20 protein-coding genes are annotated in these 14,980 nt (G+C 57.0%); 11 read left to right on the top strand and 9 right to left on the bottom strand.

Annotated elements, in window-relative coordinates:
- Positions 1-85 precede the first annotated feature (85 nt).
- Positions 86-1,444, top strand: a complete 1,359-nt coding sequence (locus tag ACLEIV_RS11685; RefSeq protein WP_410456824.1) for a Do family serine endopeptidase — start codon at positions 86-88, stop codon at positions 1,442-1,444.
- A gap of 102 nt (positions 1,445-1,546) precedes the next feature.
- Positions 1,547-2,644 (top strand): outer membrane-stress sensor serine endopeptidase DegS, encoded by a 1,098-nt coding sequence (gene degS / locus ACLEIV_RS11680; RefSeq protein ID WP_410456823.1) that lies wholly within the window; start codon positions 1,547-1,549, stop codon positions 2,642-2,644.
- Positions 2,645-2,818: 174 nt separating this feature from the next.
- On the opposite strand, the gene ACLEIV_RS11675 is transcribed toward degS, so the two are convergent.
- Positions 2,819-3,046 (bottom strand): hypothetical protein, encoded by a 228-nt coding sequence (locus ACLEIV_RS11675; RefSeq protein WP_410456822.1) that lies wholly within the window; start codon positions 3,044-3,046, stop codon positions 2,819-2,821.
- Complete coding sequence (locus tag ACLEIV_RS11670) at positions 3,028-3,699, bottom strand: LysR family transcriptional regulator (RefSeq protein ID WP_410456821.1); 672 nt, start codon at positions 3,697-3,699, stop codon at positions 3,028-3,030. The genes ACLEIV_RS11675 and ACLEIV_RS11670 overlap by 19 nt, the downstream gene beginning before the upstream one ends.
- Positions 3,700-3,854: 155 nt before the next feature.
- Between ACLEIV_RS11670 and ACLEIV_RS11665 the strand changes: the two genes are divergently transcribed.
- Positions 3,855-4,508 carry an MATE family efflux transporter gene (locus ACLEIV_RS11665; protein WP_410456820.1) on the top strand — a complete coding sequence of 218 codons (654 nt, stop codon included), beginning with the start codon at positions 3,855-3,857 and terminating at the stop codon, positions 4,506-4,508.
- 173 nt (positions 4,509-4,681) lie between these two features.
- Here the strand turns inward: ACLEIV_RS11665 and murA are convergent, their stop codons facing one another.
- From murA to mlaF, 7 genes are read right to left on the bottom strand one after another with little or no spacing between them, the layout of a single operon-like run.
- The gene (gene murA, locus ACLEIV_RS11660; RefSeq protein WP_410456819.1) at positions 4,682-5,938 is read right to left on the bottom strand and encodes a UDP-N-acetylglucosamine 1-carboxyvinyltransferase; all 1,257 of its coding nucleotides are present in this window, start codon (positions 5,936-5,938) and stop codon (positions 4,682-4,684) included.
- Between the two features lie 12 nt (positions 5,939-5,950).
- Positions 5,951-6,211 (bottom strand): BolA family protein, encoded by a 261-nt coding sequence (locus ACLEIV_RS11655; RefSeq protein ID WP_410456818.1) that lies wholly within the window; start codon positions 6,209-6,211, stop codon positions 5,951-5,953.
- Positions 6,212-6,223: 12 nt separating this feature from the next.
- Complete coding sequence (locus ACLEIV_RS11650) at positions 6,224-6,499, bottom strand: STAS domain-containing protein (RefSeq protein ID WP_410456817.1); 276 nt, start codon at positions 6,497-6,499, stop codon at positions 6,224-6,226.
- Complete coding sequence (gene mlaC, locus ACLEIV_RS11645; protein ID WP_410456816.1) at positions 6,496-7,137, bottom strand: phospholipid-binding protein MlaC; 642 nt, start codon at positions 7,135-7,137, stop codon at positions 6,496-6,498. Before mlaC ends, ACLEIV_RS11650 begins: the two co-directional genes overlap by 4 nt.
- A gap of 24 nt (positions 7,138-7,161) precedes the next feature.
- Positions 7,162-7,635, bottom strand: coding sequence for an outer membrane lipid asymmetry maintenance protein MlaD (gene mlaD, locus ACLEIV_RS11640; RefSeq protein ID WP_410456815.1), 474 nt, complete (start codon positions 7,633-7,635; stop codon positions 7,162-7,164).
- 6 nt (positions 7,636-7,641) lie between these two features.
- Positions 7,642-8,421: a lipid asymmetry maintenance ABC transporter permease subunit MlaE gene (mlaE, locus tag ACLEIV_RS11635; RefSeq protein ID WP_410456814.1), complete on the bottom strand. Its 780-nt coding sequence runs from the start codon at positions 8,419-8,421 to the stop codon at positions 7,642-7,644.
- Positions 8,411-9,211, bottom strand: a complete 801-nt coding sequence (mlaF, locus tag ACLEIV_RS11630) for a phospholipid ABC transporter ATP-binding protein MlaF (protein WP_410456813.1) — start codon at positions 9,209-9,211, stop codon at positions 8,411-8,413. Before mlaF ends, mlaE begins: the two co-directional genes overlap by 11 nt.
- 219 nt (positions 9,212-9,430) lie before the next feature.
- Between mlaF and ACLEIV_RS11625 the strand changes: the two genes are divergently transcribed.
- The 8 genes from ACLEIV_RS11625 to ptsN are packed head-to-tail and all read left to right on the top strand — an operon-like array spanning position 9,431 to position 14,979.
- Complete coding sequence (locus tag ACLEIV_RS11625) at positions 9,431-10,405, top strand: KpsF/GutQ family sugar-phosphate isomerase (protein WP_410456812.1); 975 nt, start codon at positions 9,431-9,433, stop codon at positions 10,403-10,405.
- Positions 10,405-10,956, top strand: coding sequence for a 3-deoxy-manno-octulosonate-8-phosphatase KdsC (gene kdsC, locus ACLEIV_RS11620; RefSeq protein WP_410456811.1), 552 nt, complete (start codon positions 10,405-10,407; stop codon positions 10,954-10,956). The genes ACLEIV_RS11625 and kdsC overlap by 1 nt, the downstream gene beginning before the upstream one ends.
- On the top strand, positions 10,953-11,501 hold the full coding sequence (gene lptC, locus ACLEIV_RS11615; RefSeq protein WP_410456810.1) for an LPS export ABC transporter periplasmic protein LptC: 549 nt from the start codon (positions 10,953-10,955) through the stop codon (positions 11,499-11,501). The genes kdsC and lptC overlap by 4 nt, the downstream gene beginning before the upstream one ends.
- Complete coding sequence (gene lptA / locus ACLEIV_RS11610) at positions 11,470-12,000, top strand: lipopolysaccharide transport periplasmic protein LptA (protein WP_410456809.1); 531 nt, start codon at positions 11,470-11,472, stop codon at positions 11,998-12,000. The genes lptC and lptA overlap by 32 nt, the downstream gene beginning before the upstream one ends.
- Before the next feature lie 2 nt (positions 12,001-12,002).
- Complete coding sequence (gene lptB, locus ACLEIV_RS11605) at positions 12,003-12,728, top strand: LPS export ABC transporter ATP-binding protein (protein WP_410456808.1); 726 nt, start codon at positions 12,003-12,005, stop codon at positions 12,726-12,728.
- Between the two features lie 50 nt (positions 12,729-12,778).
- The gene (locus tag ACLEIV_RS11600; RefSeq protein ID WP_410456807.1) at positions 12,779-14,218 is read left to right on the top strand and encodes an RNA polymerase factor sigma-54; all 1,440 of its coding nucleotides are present in this window, start codon (positions 12,779-12,781) and stop codon (positions 14,216-14,218) included.
- Positions 14,219-14,242: 24 nt separating this feature from the next.
- Complete coding sequence (hpf, locus tag ACLEIV_RS11595; protein ID WP_410456806.1) at positions 14,243-14,530, top strand: ribosome hibernation promoting factor; 288 nt, start codon at positions 14,243-14,245, stop codon at positions 14,528-14,530.
- Between the two features lie 2 nt (positions 14,531-14,532).
- Positions 14,533-14,979, top strand: coding sequence for a PTS IIA-like nitrogen regulatory protein PtsN (gene ptsN / locus ACLEIV_RS11590; RefSeq protein ID WP_410456805.1), 447 nt, complete (start codon positions 14,533-14,535; stop codon positions 14,977-14,979).
- Position 14,980 lies beyond the last annotated feature (1 nt).

Raw genomic sequence — 14,980 nt, 5'->3', positions numbered from 1 at the left:
TACAGACCGAATCGGAACTCTTGTTCCATGACGAAGGTCAGAATGAACTCTTTCTTGAAGAACCCATCGATTTAGGAGCATCTGCATGAAACGTCGACTCCCCCTGGTATCCGTCCTGGCTCTGAGCCTGGGTCTGGCCACACTGCCCCAGGCTCAGGCCGCTCTGCCATTCGGTGCCGGTAGCGACATCCGCAGCCTGGCTCCGGTGCTGGAAAAAGTCACTCCCGGCGTGGTTAATATTTCGGTGTCCGGCAGCAAGGTCAGCCGCCAGGCACTGCCCGAGCCCTTCCGTTTTTTCTTCGGCCCCGGTATTCCCGGTGATCAGATGCAGGAAAGGCCCTTTCAGGCGCTGGGCTCAGGCGTGATCATCGATGCAAAAAAAGGCTACGTGATTACCAATAACCACGTCATCGAAGACGCCGACAAGATAATCATCACCCTGACAGACGGTCAGGAATACGAAGCAGAGCTGATCGGTCGCGACAAACAGAGCGACATAGCGCTGTTAAAAGTCGATGCCAAGAACCTGGTAGAAGTCGAATTTGCCGACTCCGACCGGCTCCGGGTGGGTGACTTTGCCATCGCCATCGGCAATCCCTTCGGTCTGGGACAGACCGTTACTTCCGGCATTATCAGCGCCCTGGGACGCTCCGGCCTGAACGTGGAGAATCTGGAAAATTTCATTCAGACCGATGCAGCCATCAACTCGGGTAACTCCGGTGGCGCCCTGCTGGATCTGGACGGCAAGCTGGTCGGTATCAATACCGCCATCCTCGGCCCGGGCGGCGGTAATATCGGTATCGGCTTCGCCATTCCCTCCAACATGGTCAAGAGCCTGGCCGATCAAATCCTCGAATACGGCGAAGTCCGCCGCGGTGTGCTGGGCGTCATGGGGGGGGAACTGACCTCGGAGCTGGCACGAACCTTCGGTTACCGCAGCCAGCACGGCGCCTTTGTCAGCCAGGTGCTGGAAAACTCTTCCGCCGCCAAGGCAGGTTTGCAAGCGGGTGATATCATCATCAGCCTGGATGGTAAACCCATCCGTTCCTTCGGTGAGTTACGCGCCAAGGTGGCCACCATGGGCGCCGACAAAAACGTCACTCTGGGACTGTTCCGCGATGGTAAAGAGCAGAAGATCGAAGTGACCCTGTCCCGGGCCGATGAAGAGAGTATTCAAGCCAATACCCTGAATGAATCGCTGGAAGGCGCCCTCCTGGCCCAGACCGACGCCGAAGACAAAGTGCAGGGCGTCAAGGTAGCCGAGGTGACCTCCCGCTCTCCTGCGGCCATGTCCGGTCTGGAAAAAGGTGACATCATCATAGGCGTCAATCGCCAGCGGGTAAAAGACCTGAACGATCTGCGTCAGATAGTACAGGACAAGCCGGAAGTACTGGCGCTCAACATACAGCGCGGCAACTCTTCCATCTATCTGGTACTCAGGTAATTCAGCATGGCGTGAGGGGGCTTGCCCCCTCACGCCTCACCTCTCACTCCTCATGGTCCAATATGTTATGCTGTAGTCATTCGACAACAATCACAACATCCCATGCGGCTAGCCTCTTCTCTCAAGTTTCTGCTTCAGGCCGGGGCCTTAGGCGTCCTGATGGCCCTGATCCTGCTATTGCTGTTTCCGCAACTAAAGACCCAGCCTTTCGAGCACTGGTGGCGCAACCAGCAGGTGGGTGTGTCCAGCTTTTCCTATTCCGCCAGCCGGGCTGGTCCCGCCGTGGTCAATATTTATACCCGCAGTTTCCAACGAGGCAGTGAGTCACCCGAACTCAGCGCCACCGGTCTGGGCTCAGGCGTCATCATGTCGGATCTGGGTTATGTGCTCACCAATTATCATGTCATTGCCGATGCGGACCAGGTCATAGTCGCGTTGCAGGACGGTCGCATTCTCGCCGGTGACGTCACCGGTTTCGATGTACCCACGGATCTGGCAGTACTTAAAATTACCGCCGGCCAGTTGCCGGTGATCCCTCAGGATGACGAGCTCTCACCTCAGGTCGGCGATATTGTGCTGGCCATTGGTAATCCCTACAACGTGGGCCAGACCATTACCCAGGGCATTATCAGTGCCACCGGGCGCACCGGCCTGTCCAGCATGGGGCCAGACAGCAACGGCCGTCAGGATTTGCTGCAGACCGATGCCGCCATCAATGCCGGCAACTCCGGCGGTGCCCTGGTCAACGTCTACGGCGAGATGGTCGGCATCAATACAGCTTCCTTTCAGAGCCTGGCCCATCAGGAAAGCTATGGCATCAACTTCGCTATTCCCTATGCCCTGGCCCACCGCATCATGCAGGAGCTGATCGTCAACGGTCGGGTGATACGTGGTTATCTTGGCATCAGCGGTGCCGATATTCCGCCGATGAAGGCGCAGCTGCTTAAACTGGAAGATCGCACCGGAATCTATGTGGAGAGAGTCAACGAGCAAGGGCCCGCAGCCAAGGCGGGCATTCAGCCGGAGGATGTATTGCTGAGGCTCGGTGATGAGGCTATTCGCAACATGCGCCATGCCATGGACAAGATTGCCGAAACCCGACCCGGCACCGAAATTCGGGTGACATTGCTGCGAGCGGGCAAACTCATGACATTGCCGGTGATGATAGAAGAGGATAGCCGCTTTCAGCGGTTACGATGATGGAAGTAACCCGGTCATGTAGTCATGTAAAATCTTCTTTGTATGAACCATGAAAAGGCTCACGCCAGCATGCTATTTGTCGAATGTTTTCGACATTGACGACCCGAAAAGATATGGATCCTGACGTTTGCTTCGTTCAATAAGCAAACCCAAGACACCACGCTGCCGGCGGTGTTATTCCATAAACACCCTCTGAGCCTCCGTCAACATCCACTCCAGTACCACGTTCCACCCCACATCTCTTCGTTTAATGGCAGACAGCATGAAATCCTGTTGATAAGGAATGTTTTCCGTCGACAGCGTCTTGACTTCATACCAGTCTGTTTTCGCCACGTGCTCGGGAACAAAGGCCCAGCCAATACCACGCATCACCAGAGAGGATATCAGGTAGAAGCTGTCCACGTGCCAGTAACTGGGCGACAGCGGTTTACCCAGCGCATTGCCCATTCGGTCCCGGATAACCAGTTGCCGGTGTTCAATGAGCTGGATTTCTGTCGGGGCCGGAATCGCCGCCAGTGGATGTTTTCCGATACAATCAATGCCTGATCACTGCGGACAATCGTAAAGCGCTCCGGCGAGTCCAGCAACACATGGTCCTGTAAAATAAAGCCCATGTCCGCCCTGCCCTCGTCAACCCAACTGGCGATATCTTCCTGGGAACCATTTAACAGCGTCACGCTCAGATCCGGATATTGATTTGCCAGCCTGGCATAGAGCACTGCAAAATTTTCGATCGGCACCGTCTCATCCATGGCAATGGTGAGCTGTACCGGGCTGGAAGATGATACAGACAACGCCCGCGACTGAAGCCGCTGACATTGTGTTAATACCGAAACCGCATCATGCAGCACTTTTTGACCATCATCGCTTAAGGTCGGGTACTTCCCGGCTCGATCAAACAACGAGAAGCCCAGATCGGCCTCCAGATTGGCAATCGCGGTACTGATGCGCGACAGCGCCTTGCCCAGCTTACGCGCTGTCGCAGTAAATGATCCGGTTTGCGCCGCCGTCACAAAGGCTTCCAGTTGATCAAGGTTCCAGCTTATACGTGACATGACCCACCTCACCCATCCGGAAAACGGATGAGGCAGCCATCGCCACAGTAACAGCACAAAGTGTCGTTACCTTGATGGCGCTGGGGTACCTCTTCAGTCGTTACTCAACATCGGGGCTATCTTCTTTTGGGGATCTGACACCGGATCGCAAGACAATGGCTAAAATACTGGTATTAGGTTCATCCTGTCTGGTGATGTACCTTTATACCGGCTTGGTGGTGGCCATCCATAACCGCTTGTTTATGGAATACGGTTCCTCGATGAGCGTTGCAGCCTATGCCATTGTTGGTTATCTGATGACACTCTACTATCTGCTGGCGGAAGGCATTAGTGAAGGCATGCAGCCGCCCGTGAGTTATTTTCATGGTGAAAGCGCCCACGGGAAGATACGCAGTACCGTATGGCTGGCCTGTAAAGTGACCATTGCCGTTGGAATTAGCTGGATTCTGTTGCTGAATCTGTTTCCTGACACCATGTTCGGCTGGTTTAACAACAGCAATGAAGTCCTGGTGCGAGAAGCCCGTCATGGCATCACATTGCATCTTTTCAGCCTGTTCCTGGATGGGCTGATAATTATCAGCTCCGTGTACTTTATGTCTGTTGGCCGTGGTGGCATGGCGCTAACCATCGCTCTCGGCAACATTCTGGTGCAATTGCCTTTCCTATGGTTACTGCCAAAGTGGCTGGGCATAGATGGTATCTGGCTTGCAATGCCAGTATCTAATTTCTTTCTGGCTGTGTTTGCACTTGGCGCAATGTGGAAATCGCTGTCGCAGACGCAACAACAGCTTGAAACGGCGACCGTTTAATAAAGTACAACCAAACCGGCGACGCCTTCACGAGCAAGGAGCAAGGTTGCCCTTTCCCCCCCCCCTCAATGAATGAGGCATAAGAATGGGATGGTGTTCGGTTAGCCTCGCAGAACCATCGTTCTGATGTACAGAAAGTGTAGGAGAAGAGCGCTTGCCCCTCCCCTTATCCGTTACGCCTGGAAGCGTTTTATATTGCCGCCCAGAGCCGACAACTTGTCTTCGATAAACTCGTAACCCCGGTCGATATGGTAGATGCGGTCCACTATGGTGGTGCCTTCGGCCACGAAACCGGCCAGTACCAGGCTGGCTGAAGCCCGCAGATCGGTGGCCATCACGGTGGCGCCGGTCAACTGCTCGGTATCGTCACAGATAGCCAGGTTACCGTTCAGTTCGATATGAGCACCCATTCGGTTCAGCTCGGGCACGTGCATGAAGCGGTTTTCGAAGATGGTTTCGGTCACCCGCCCCACCCCTTTGGCCACCGCGTTGAGCACGGTAAACTGGGCCTGCATATCGGTCGGAAACGCCGGATAGGGCGCCGTCTTGATATCCACCGGCTTCAGTACCCGCTCCGTCATGTCCAGGCGGATCCAGTCTTTACCGGTTTCCACCAGTGCACCCGCCTCCTTGAGCTTGACCAGTACCGCTTCCAGCAGATGCGGATCCGTATTGCGGCAGGTGACGTCACCGCCGGTAACGGCCGCGCCAACCAGGAAGGTGCCGGTTTCAATACGATCGGGCTGAACCCGATACTCGCCGCCATGCAATGCCTCGACGCCATCGATGATCAGCGTGTCCTGGCCGATACCCTGAATTTTCGCGCCCAGCGCGTTGAGGAAGTTGGCCAGATCCACCACTTCCGGCTCGCGGGCGGCGTTTTCGATGATGGTACGGCCCTCGGCCAGCACCGCCGCCATCATCAGGTTTTCGGTACCGGTTACGCTGACCATGTCCATCAGGATATGAGCCCCCTTCAGGCGGCCGTCAACCCGGGCCTTGATGTAGCCGTCTTCCACCTTGATTTCGGCACCCATCTGCTCAAGACCATGAATATGCAGATTCACCGGCCGAGCTCCGATGGCACAGCCACCCGGCAGAGAGACATCGGCCTCGCCAAAACGGGCCACCAGAGGCCCCAGCGCCAGGATGGAGGCACGCATGGTGCGTACCAGCTCGTAAGGCGCAACATGGCTGTTCACCGCCCCGGAAATAACGATAACGCCATCCTGCTCGCGGATCTTGAGGCCCATCGAAGCCAGCAACTGCAAGGTGGTATCCACGTCTTTCAGCTTGGGCACGTTAGACAAATGTACCGCTTCATCACACAGCAAGGTACCAAAGAGTATCGGCAGCGCGGCATTCTTGGCGCCGGAGATAGTGACCTCGCCGGCAAGCCGGCAAGGTCCCTGAATTTTAAATTTATCCATTTCGGTTCCTGCTCAGGAAGGCATAATAAATTTTCGTTCCCGCACCCACTGCTCGGGAGTAAAGGTCTTCACGGTCAGCGCATGAATGGTATTCTGGGCAATCAGTTCCATCAGCGGGCCATTAATCGCCTGCTGCCGCTTGAGCCGGCTCATATCGGTGAAGTCGGCGGATACCGCAATCACCTCGAAATGGCTGCCTTCGCTTTTGATATAAAGTTCGTCCAGGGGCAGGGCCTGCCGCAGTAAACGTTCCACTTCGTTATTCAGATCCATGTTGGCTCCCGCTCATATTGAGCACTCGGCAGTATTGTCGACCAGTTCAAACAGTGAACTGACGCCGTATAAATCGGCCAGCGGAAAAAAGCTGGTCGGGGGTGATATCAGAGTCAATTGCTTGTTGCCGGCGGCCAGCGCCTGACTCCATTGCACCAGAAAGGCCAGACCGACCGAGTCAACCTGCTTCAGCCCGCTCAAATCCACCCGCTCGGCACCGAACAGAATATTCCGCTCCGCCCAATAGGCCGGCAGCATATCCCGAGTCAGCTCCCGTTCGAGTTTCATTGGGTTCTTTCCAGCGGCGTCACCGGCTTTTGGGTGTGCGCCTGCAACTGGAGAGTGACCTTGTCGATGCCATTTTGACGGATAAGACCGCTCAGCTCGGCCTGTTTGGCAGACAAGAGGCTAATCCCCTCGGCCACCATGTCGAATACTCGCCACTCACCGGTACGGCCGTTCTTGCGCAACTTGAACTCCAGTTTGATGGCCGGCTTGCTCGGCTCCAGTACCGAAACCGGCACCGACACCAGTTTTTCGCCCTTGCCGACGGTACCGGTACCTATGTCAAGCTTCTGCTCCTTGTAGGCCGCCAGCGCATCGGCATAGGTCACCACCAGATAGTCACTGAAGGCGGCAACGAAGCGATCCCGCTGCTCGGGAGTCGTGCTGTTAAGCTGGTTGCCGATCACACGAAAGGCGGAAAAACGCACGTCCACCGCCGGAAGCATTTCCTCCCGCACTATGGTGCGCAGGTATTCCGGGTTGGCCTTGATTTCTGCCTGTTGTCTGCTCAGTCGATCGAAGGTGTTCTGGGCGACTTCATTTACCAGTGCATAAGGGTTCGATAGCGAGACGGCCGCGGCCAGCGGGGCCCAGAGTCCGGCCAGTATCAACAAGCCTGACATCAGTAATTTTTTCATCATTCGCTCCTCGGGAGTGGCTTCGGCTTATTTGTCGCCGATGGAATATATGAACTTTCCGATCAGCTCTTCCAGTACCAGTGCCGATTGGGTGTCCGTTATGGTATCGCCGTCCTTGAGCATGCCGATGCCCATGTCCTCATCGACAAAGCCGGGGCTCAGCCCCAGATACTGTTCGCCAAGCAGACCCGAAGTCTGGATGGCCGCCGTGCTGCTTTCGGCAAATTCACCGGCGTTGCGGCTGACCGTCAGGGTTACCACCGGCACCTGATCCTTGGGATCCAGAGTTATCTGGCTGACTCTTCCCACCACTACGCCGCCCACCTTGACCGGCGATCTCACCTTGAGACCACCGATATTATCGAACTTGGCATAGAGGGTATAGCTTTCTCCCTGGCCGTTGACGCTGACACCGGCGACTTTGAACGCCAGCAGCAGCAAGGCGCCGATGCCGGCCAGCATAAAGCAGCCGACGCTGAATTCCAGTTTGCTGTATTTCATCAGTATTTACCCGAACATGACGGCGGTGAGGGCGAAATCGAGCCCCAGTACCGCCAGAGAAGAATGAACCACGGTACGCGTCGTGGCCTGACTGATCCCGGCCGCCGTCGGCTGAGCATCGAAACCGTTGAACAGGGCAATCCAGGTCACCACCAGGGCAAATACCAGGCTCTTGATCACGCCCTGCATTATGTCCTGCTGCCAGTCGACCGCCGCCTGCATCGCCGACCAGAAGCCCCCTTCGTCCACGCCCAGCCAATCGACACCCACCAGCTTGGCGCCCCAGATGCCAATCAGGCTGAACATCAGCGCCAGCAAGGGCATGCTGATAAAACCGGCCCAGAACCGAGGGGCCACGACCCGGCGCAGGGGATCTATCCCCATCATCTCCAGGCTGGAGAGCTGCTCGGTCGCCTTCATCAGGCCCAGCTCGGCGGTCAGTGCCGAACCGGCCCGGCCGGCAAACAGGAGACCGGTCACCACGGGCCCCAATTCCCGCAACAACGACAAGGAGACCAGCGGACCCAGGCTACCTTCGGCACCGAAGTCCACCAGCACGTTGTAGCCTTGCAGGGCCAGCACCATGCCGATGAAGAGTCCGGATACCAGTATGATGGCCACCGACTGTACGCCGACAACCTCTAGCTGCTGTATCAGCAGTGGAAAGTGTTTTTTCGGCTGAGGCCGGCCCACCAGGGCATGCAACAACATGAAGCCGGCGCGTCCAGTGGCGGTGATACCGGCCACACCCTGACGCCCGAGCCGTCCTATCATATCAATCAACATCGACTAACGACTCCCTGAATGAAGGTGCCGGATAATGAAACGCCACCGGACCGTCTGCCTGGCCCTGCAGAAACTGGATCACCTGGGCATCGGTATTCTGTTTCAGCTCGGCCGGGGTACCCGCCGCTATTACCTTTTTATTGGCGACAATATAGGCGTAATCGGCAATATTCATCACCTCGTCCACATCATGGGTGACGATAATAGAGGTTAACCCCTGGGCCCGGTTCAACTCGGATATCAATTTGACCAAGACCCCCATGCTGATGGGATCCTGGCCGGCAAAAGGCTCATCATACATGATCAGCTCCGGATCCAGTGCAATGGAACGCGCCAGTGCCGCCCGACGCGCCATGCCGCCGGACAGCTCGGATGGCAACAGTTGGGCCGCGCCGCGTAATCCCACCGCTTCCAGTTTCATCATCACCAGGGTGCGAATCATGGCTTCCGGCAAGCCGCTGTGCTCGCGCAGCGGGAACGCCACGTTATCAAACACCGACATGCCGGTAAACAGGGCGCCACTCTGAAACAGCATGCCCATGCGGCGCCTTACCTGGTACAGACGTGAGCGACCCAGACTCGGGATCGACTCGCCGTCGAACAGCACATCGCCGCTACTCGGCTTGATCTGACCACCGATGAGTCGCAACAGCGTGGTTTTGCCGATGCCACTCGGACCCATGATGGCGGTAATCTTGCCTTTGGGGATCTGCAGATTGATCCTGTCATACAGGGTCCGGTCACCATGGCTAAAGCAAAGATCCCTTATTTCTACGAGGCTCTGGCTCAAACTGATTCCCCAATGAAAAGAAGGAATTGTATGAGTTCCCCGCAGGATGGGCAACACGCCGGCCGTTTTTCCTTTGCCGGTGCGCCACTCCCTGTCCTCTTGCCCCATACAAGGAGACAAGAAAGGGGCCATACCCCGCCCCCTACAGTTTTCATTACATCGGTCGCTAATCGGCACAAGCTTTTCTATAATGGCGCCGCCTAAGGTGTGGAGAAAGCTATGACTGCAGAATTTGATTATCGGAAAACCGCCAAGCAGGTGCTGGATATTGAAAAGGCGGCCATCGACGGCCTTTATCAATATCTGGATCAGGCGTTCAATCATGCCTGCCGGCTGATGTTCCAGTGCCCGGGGAAAGTCATCGTGACCGGCATGGGTAAATCCGGGCACATCGCCCACAAGATTGCCGCTACCCTGGCCAGTACCGGCACCCCCGCCTTTTTCGTACATCCGGGTGAGGCCAGTCATGGGGATCTCGGCATGATAGGCAAGGACGATGTGGTGCTGGCCCTGTCCAACTCCGGTGAGAGCAGCGAAATCATTTCACTGCTGCCGGTGCTAAAGCGCCGAGGACTGTCGTTGATCTGCCTGACCGGCAACCCCGCCTCCACCATGGCACGAGAAGCCAGTGTACATCTGTGCACCCGGGTAGAGCAGGAAGCCTGCCCGCTCGGCCTGGCCCCGACCGCCAGCACCACCGCCGCCCTGGTCATGGGCGATGCCCTGGCCGTGTCCCTGCTGGAAGCCCGCGGCTTTACTGCCGATGATTTTGCGCTCAGTCACCCCGGCGGTGCCCTGGGCAAACGCCTGCTGCTGCGAGTAGGTGATGTCATGCACAGAGATGAACTCGTGCCCCGGGTCGGGCTCGATACGCTGATTATCGACGCGCTGCTGGAAATTGGCCGTACCGGCCTGGGCTTTACCGCCGTGGTCGATGACCAGCAGAAACTGGTGGGAATCTATACCGATGGTGATCTGCGCCGCACCCTGGATCATAAAATCGATCTACACCACACTTCCATCGGCCAGGTCATGACCCGCAGCTGCACCACGGCGCACGCCAATATGCTGGTGGCGGAAGCGGTCAAACTGATGGAAGAGAAGAAAATAAGCGGCCTGCTGGTGGTAGATGAACAACAGCACCCGGTGGGCGCCTTCAATATGCACGACCTGTTACGAGCGGGGGTGATCTGATGGAACAAGCAAGCCTTTACGGTCCGGTAACCAGCGACATCTGGCGACGGATGGCCGACATAACACTGCTGATCTGCGATGTGGACGGCGTGCTGTCCGACGGCCTGATCTATCTCGGCAACCAGGGTGAAGAATACAAGAGCTTTTGCACCAAAGACGGTTTCGGTATCAAGGCGCTGCTCAACGCCGGCATCCAGGTGGCGGTGATCACAGGCCGCAACTCCCGCATCGTCAGCGAACGCATGGCCTCGCTCGGGGTCACCCACGTCTATCAGGGCCAGAGCGACAAGATTCACAGCTATCGGGCCCTGCTGGAGACCCTCAAGCTGAGGCCGGAGCAGGTCGCCTATATCGGCGACGATGTGGTCGATTTGCCGGTGATGCTGGACTGCGGTCTGGGTGTAGCTGTGGCCGATGCTCATCCGCTGGTACTACGGCAGGCCGATTATATTACCCGCATCGAGGGCGGCCGAGGCGCAGTGCGCGAGCTCTGCGATCTGCTGCTCGACGCCCGGGGCGAGCTGGAACAGGCCAGGGGCATGAGCCTGTGAGCCGCCAAACCTGGTGGTTTGGCGGCCTCTTCCTGGTCGCCCTTGTCTGCTGGCAGTGGTTCAGGCCGGTCACCGACGCCCCCGTCAACCAGCAGGATTATCAGCCAGACTTTATCGCCAAAAACCTGAGCAGCGTGCAGTACAACCAGCTGGGTCTGCCCTACCGCGGACTGGATGCTGAATATGCGGAGTACTACGAGCCGCTGGCCATGACCCTGATGGAAAAACCTGTTATCTTGCTTTATTCGCCCGATGGCCAGCCCCAATGGCAGTTGAGCGGTGATGAGGGCATGATCAATACCAACGATAACGCGGTATTGAACGGCACCGTGGTCGGCCGGGGGCTGCAACCCGATGCCCTGGTGAAAACCCTGACCACCGAATACCTGGAACTGGATTTTATTAAAAACCAGCTGCGTTCCAACCGGGATGTACAGCTGAACAGCCCAACTTTCCGGGCCCAGGGCCAGGGGCTGTTGGGCAAGCTTGATCAACAAACAGTGGAATTACTGCATGAAACCCGGGCAACCTACTTTACTCCTTAGCATCGGCGGCCTGCTGGCCCTGAGCCTGAGCCTGGCCGAGGCCAAAGAGGCTGATTTCAGCCAGCCGGTAACCATAGATGCCGGTCGCCAGCTGGTGGAGCTGGCCGACAACAAGGTGACCTTCAGCGAGCGGGTCGTGGTCAAACAGGGCACCATGGATGTGCGAGCCGACAGACTGGTGGTGATCCGCACCGAACAGGGTCTGCAATCGATGACCGCCCACGGCGCGCCAGCCACCTACTACCAGGTGCTGGACAACGGCCAGCCGGTCAAGGCCGAGGCCCGGGAGATCCACTACGATATGAAGGCACGCACCCTCACCCTATTGAAGGAGGCGAAGCTGAAGCAGAACGACAATATCGTGACCGGCTATCGTATTCGCTACCATATCGACAAGGAACAGATGGAAGCCGAAAGCCAGGGTGGAGCAGACCGCGTTACCACCATTTTTCTGCCTGAACAGCTGCAGGACATGAATAAAAAAGAGATACAGAACTGATCATGGCAACACTGAAAGCCCGCGGGCTGCAGAAGAGTTACAAGGGCCGTCAGGTAGTGGCCGATGTCAGCCTGACCGTCAATACCGGCCAGATCGTCGGCCTGCTCGGCCCCAACGGGGCCGGCAAGACCACCTCTTTCTACATGATAGTGGGCCTGGTACAGCGCGACGCCGGCAGCATCACCATCGACGAGCAGGACATCAGCTATCAGCCGATGCATGTGCGAGCCCGCGCCGGTATCGGTTATCTGCCCCAGGAAGCCTCCATTTTTCGGCGTCTGAGCGTAGCCGACAACTTAATGGCGGTACTCGAAACCCGCAAGGATCTGGACGCCGCCGGCCGCGACGAGAAAATGGAGCAGCTGCTGGAAGAGTTCAATATCACCCATATCCGCGACAGTGCCGGTATGAGTCTGTCAGGTGGTGAACGCCGACGGGTGGAAATTGCCCGCGCACTGGCGGCCGATCCGCGCTTCATACTGCTGGATGAACCCTTCGCCGGAGTCGATCCCATCTCGGTAATCGACATCAAGAAAATCATTCTGCACCTGCGCGATAGAGGCCTGGGGGTGCTGATCACCGATCACAACGTGCGCGAGACGCTGGACGTCTGCGAGCGGGCCTACATTGTCAGTCATGGTCATCGTATCGCCGCCGGCACCCCGGCCGAAATCCTCGCGAACGAGCAGGTCAAGAAAGTCTATCTGGGTGAACAATTCAGCCTCTAAGCTGACCCGCTGGAGCCCCATGCGGTTGATATAGAAGGACTTTACCAACGATGAAGCCAACTCTTCAGTTACGTATGGGACAGCAGCTGACCATGACCCCCCAGTTGCAACAGGCCATTCGTCTGCTGCAACTGTCGAGCCTGGAACTGCAACAGGAAATTCAGCTGGCCCTGGAAAGCAACCCCCTGCTGGAACAGGAAGAGCCGGACAGCATCGAGGTGGCCGACGGCGGCAACGACGAGCAGATGGCCGCCGATACCGCCATGGAGCAGAATCAGCTGTCCGACGAACTGCCGATGGACACCCACTGGGACGATATCTATACCACCTCAACCGGCAGCGCCGGGAACGGCGGCCTTCCCGAAGGCATGGAGGATACCGTCTACCAGGGAGAAACCACGGAAACGCTGCAGGATTACCTGCTGTGGCAGATGCAACTGACCCCTTTCAGCGAGACCGATCAGGCCATAGCACTGGCCATTATCGACGCCATCGATGATGCCGGCTACCTGACTCAGGGTCTGGAGGATATCCTCACCGCCGTCTCCGGCGGCGAACAGGAGATAGAAGCAGATGAAGTGGAGGCGGTGCTGAAGCGCATCCAGCATTTCGACCCTATCGGCGTCGCCGCCCGCAGCGTGCAGGAATGCCTGCGCATTCAGCTGGACCCTTTTCCCGCCGACACTCCCTGGCTGAACGAGGCCCGTCTCGTCATTGACCGGCACATGGATCTGCTCGGCACCCGGGACTACCGCAGCCTGCAACGCAAGACCAGACTGAAAGAAGAAGAGCTCAGGGAAGTACTGTCCCTGATCCAGCAGCTGGAGCCCAGACCGGGTAACAGCGTGCTTCAGAGCAGCTCCGAATATGTGATTCCGGACGTGGTGGTCACCAAGCGACAGGGTGGCTGGGTCGCCGAACTCAACCCGGAAGCCATGCCCAAGGTCAGGCTGAACCAGACCTATGCCGCCATGGCCCGCCAACCCAGAAACAGCGAAGACGGCCAGTTTATCCGCAACCACTTGCAGGACGCCAAGTGGTTTATCAAGAGTCTCGAGAGTCGAAATGAGACCCTGCTCAAGGTTGCCAATTGTATTGTGGAACAACAACAGGCATTCTTTGAGTATGGGCCCGAGGCCATGAAGCCGATGGTGCTGAATGATGTGGCCGAGGCGGTGGAAATGCACGAATCCACCATCTCCCGGGTCACCACCCAGAAATTCATGCATACCCCCAGAGGGGTGTTTGAACTGAAGTATTTTTTCTCCAGCCATGTGGGTACCGATGATGGTGGAGAATGTTCGTCGACGGCAATTCGTGCCCTGATCAGGAAACTGGTCGGTGCGGAAAACCCGGCCAAGCCACTGAGCGACAGCAAAATTGCCCAGCTGCTGGCCGAACAGGGGATACAGGTGGCCAGGCGGACCATCGCCAAGTACAGGGAATCGCTGGCCATCCCCCCTTCCAATCAGCGTAAACGCCTGATGTAAAGGCAGACCTAGAAGGAAGACGATATGCAAATAAATCTGACTGGACACCATGTAGACATCACGGACTCCCTGCGTGACTATGTGAACAGCAAGTTTTCCCGACTGGAGCGTCATTTCGACAACATTACCAATGTACACGTCGTCCTCACACTCGAAAAATTGCAGCAGGTTGCCGAAGCTAAAATCCACCTCAGCGGCGGCGAAATCTTTGCCAACTCTCAACATGACGATATGTACGCCGCCCTCGATGGCTTGATCGACAAGCTCGATCGCCAAATAATCAAACACAAAGAGAAGCTCAAGCAAAAATAACCATGGAAGTCGCCGACATACTGAGCAGGGGCTGCACCCGCAGTGCAGTCCCCTGCACGAGCAAAAAACGTGCGCTGGAAATCATCAGCGAGCTGGCCGCCCTGCACCTCAACATCAGCAGTCAGCAGCTGTTTGACTGCCTGCTGGCCCGGGAAAAAATGGGTAGCACCGGTATCGGTAACGGTATCGCCATTCCTCATGGTCGTATCAGCGATGACAACCGGGCGACGGCGGTTTTACTCACCTTTGCCGAACCGGTAGAGTTCGATGCCATCGACAATCAGCCGGTTGGCCTGGTGTTCGCCCTGCTGGTACCGGAGCAGGAGTGTAAACAGCATCTCAAGACGCTGTCATTGATTGCCGAAAAGCTCAGTAACAAGCAGGTCTGCAAGCAGTTGCGCCAGGCCGGCAGCGATGACGAGCTCTATAACATCATGGTTTCTTCCTGAG

It is taken from the genome of Oceanisphaera submarina, assembly GCF_046521305.1.
GTDB lineage: Bacteria > Pseudomonadota > Gammaproteobacteria > Enterobacterales > Aeromonadaceae > Oceanimonas > Oceanimonas submarina.
Note: the sequence above shows the minus strand (reverse complement) of the source record. Positions and strands in the feature narration are given on the sequence as shown.

Excerpts from the sequence above, each read along its gene's own strand:
- ACLEIV_RS11685 (WP_410456824.1), top strand. The coding sequence starts at position 86 with ATGAAACGTCGACTCCCCCTGGTATCCGTCCTGGCTCTGAGCCTGGGT.
- lptA (WP_410456809.1), top strand. The coding sequence starts at position 11,470 with ATGAAACCCGGGCAACCTACTTTACTCCTTAGCATCGGCGGCCTGCTG.
- ACLEIV_RS11665 (WP_410456820.1), top strand. The coding sequence starts at position 3,855 with ATGGCTAAAATACTGGTATTAGGTTCATCCTGTCTGGTGATGTACCTT.
- ptsN (WP_410456805.1), top strand. The coding sequence starts at position 14,533 with ATGGAAGTCGCCGACATACTGAGCAGGGGCTGCACCCGCAGTGCAGTC.
- degS (WP_410456823.1), top strand. The coding sequence starts at position 1,547 with ATGCGGCTAGCCTCTTCTCTCAAGTTTCTGCTTCAGGCCGGGGCCTTA.
- hpf (WP_410456806.1), top strand. The coding sequence starts at position 14,243 with ATGCAAATAAATCTGACTGGACACCATGTAGACATCACGGACTCCCTG.
- mlaD (WP_410456815.1), bottom strand. The coding sequence starts at position 7,635 with ATGAAATACAGCAAACTGGAATTCAGCGTCGGCTGCTTTATGCTGGCC.
- ACLEIV_RS11670 (WP_410456821.1), bottom strand. The coding sequence starts at position 3,699 with ATGTCACGTATAAGCTGGAACCTTGATCAACTGGAAGCCTTTGTGACG.
- lptB (WP_410456808.1), top strand. The coding sequence starts at position 12,003 with ATGGCAACACTGAAAGCCCGCGGGCTGCAGAAGAGTTACAAGGGCCGT.
- ACLEIV_RS11625 (WP_410456812.1), top strand. The coding sequence starts at position 9,431 with ATGACTGCAGAATTTGATTATCGGAAAACCGCCAAGCAGGTGCTGGAT.
- mlaC (WP_410456816.1), bottom strand. The coding sequence starts at position 7,137 with ATGATGAAAAAATTACTGATGTCAGGCTTGTTGATACTGGCCGGACTC.
- ACLEIV_RS11600 (WP_410456807.1), top strand. The coding sequence starts at position 12,779 with ATGAAGCCAACTCTTCAGTTACGTATGGGACAGCAGCTGACCATGACC.
- murA (WP_410456819.1), bottom strand. The coding sequence starts at position 5,938 with ATGGATAAATTTAAAATTCAGGGACCTTGCCGGCTTGCCGGCGAGGTC.
- mlaE (WP_410456814.1), bottom strand. The coding sequence starts at position 8,421 with ATGTTGATTGATATGATAGGACGGCTCGGGCGTCAGGGTGTGGCCGGT.
- kdsC (WP_410456811.1), top strand. The coding sequence starts at position 10,405 with ATGGAACAAGCAAGCCTTTACGGTCCGGTAACCAGCGACATCTGGCGA.
- ACLEIV_RS11655 (WP_410456818.1), bottom strand. The coding sequence starts at position 6,211 with ATGGATCTGAATAACGAAGTGGAACGTTTACTGCGGCAGGCCCTGCCC.
- ACLEIV_RS11650 (WP_410456817.1), bottom strand. The coding sequence starts at position 6,499 with ATGAAACTCGAACGGGAGCTGACTCGGGATATGCTGCCGGCCTATTGG.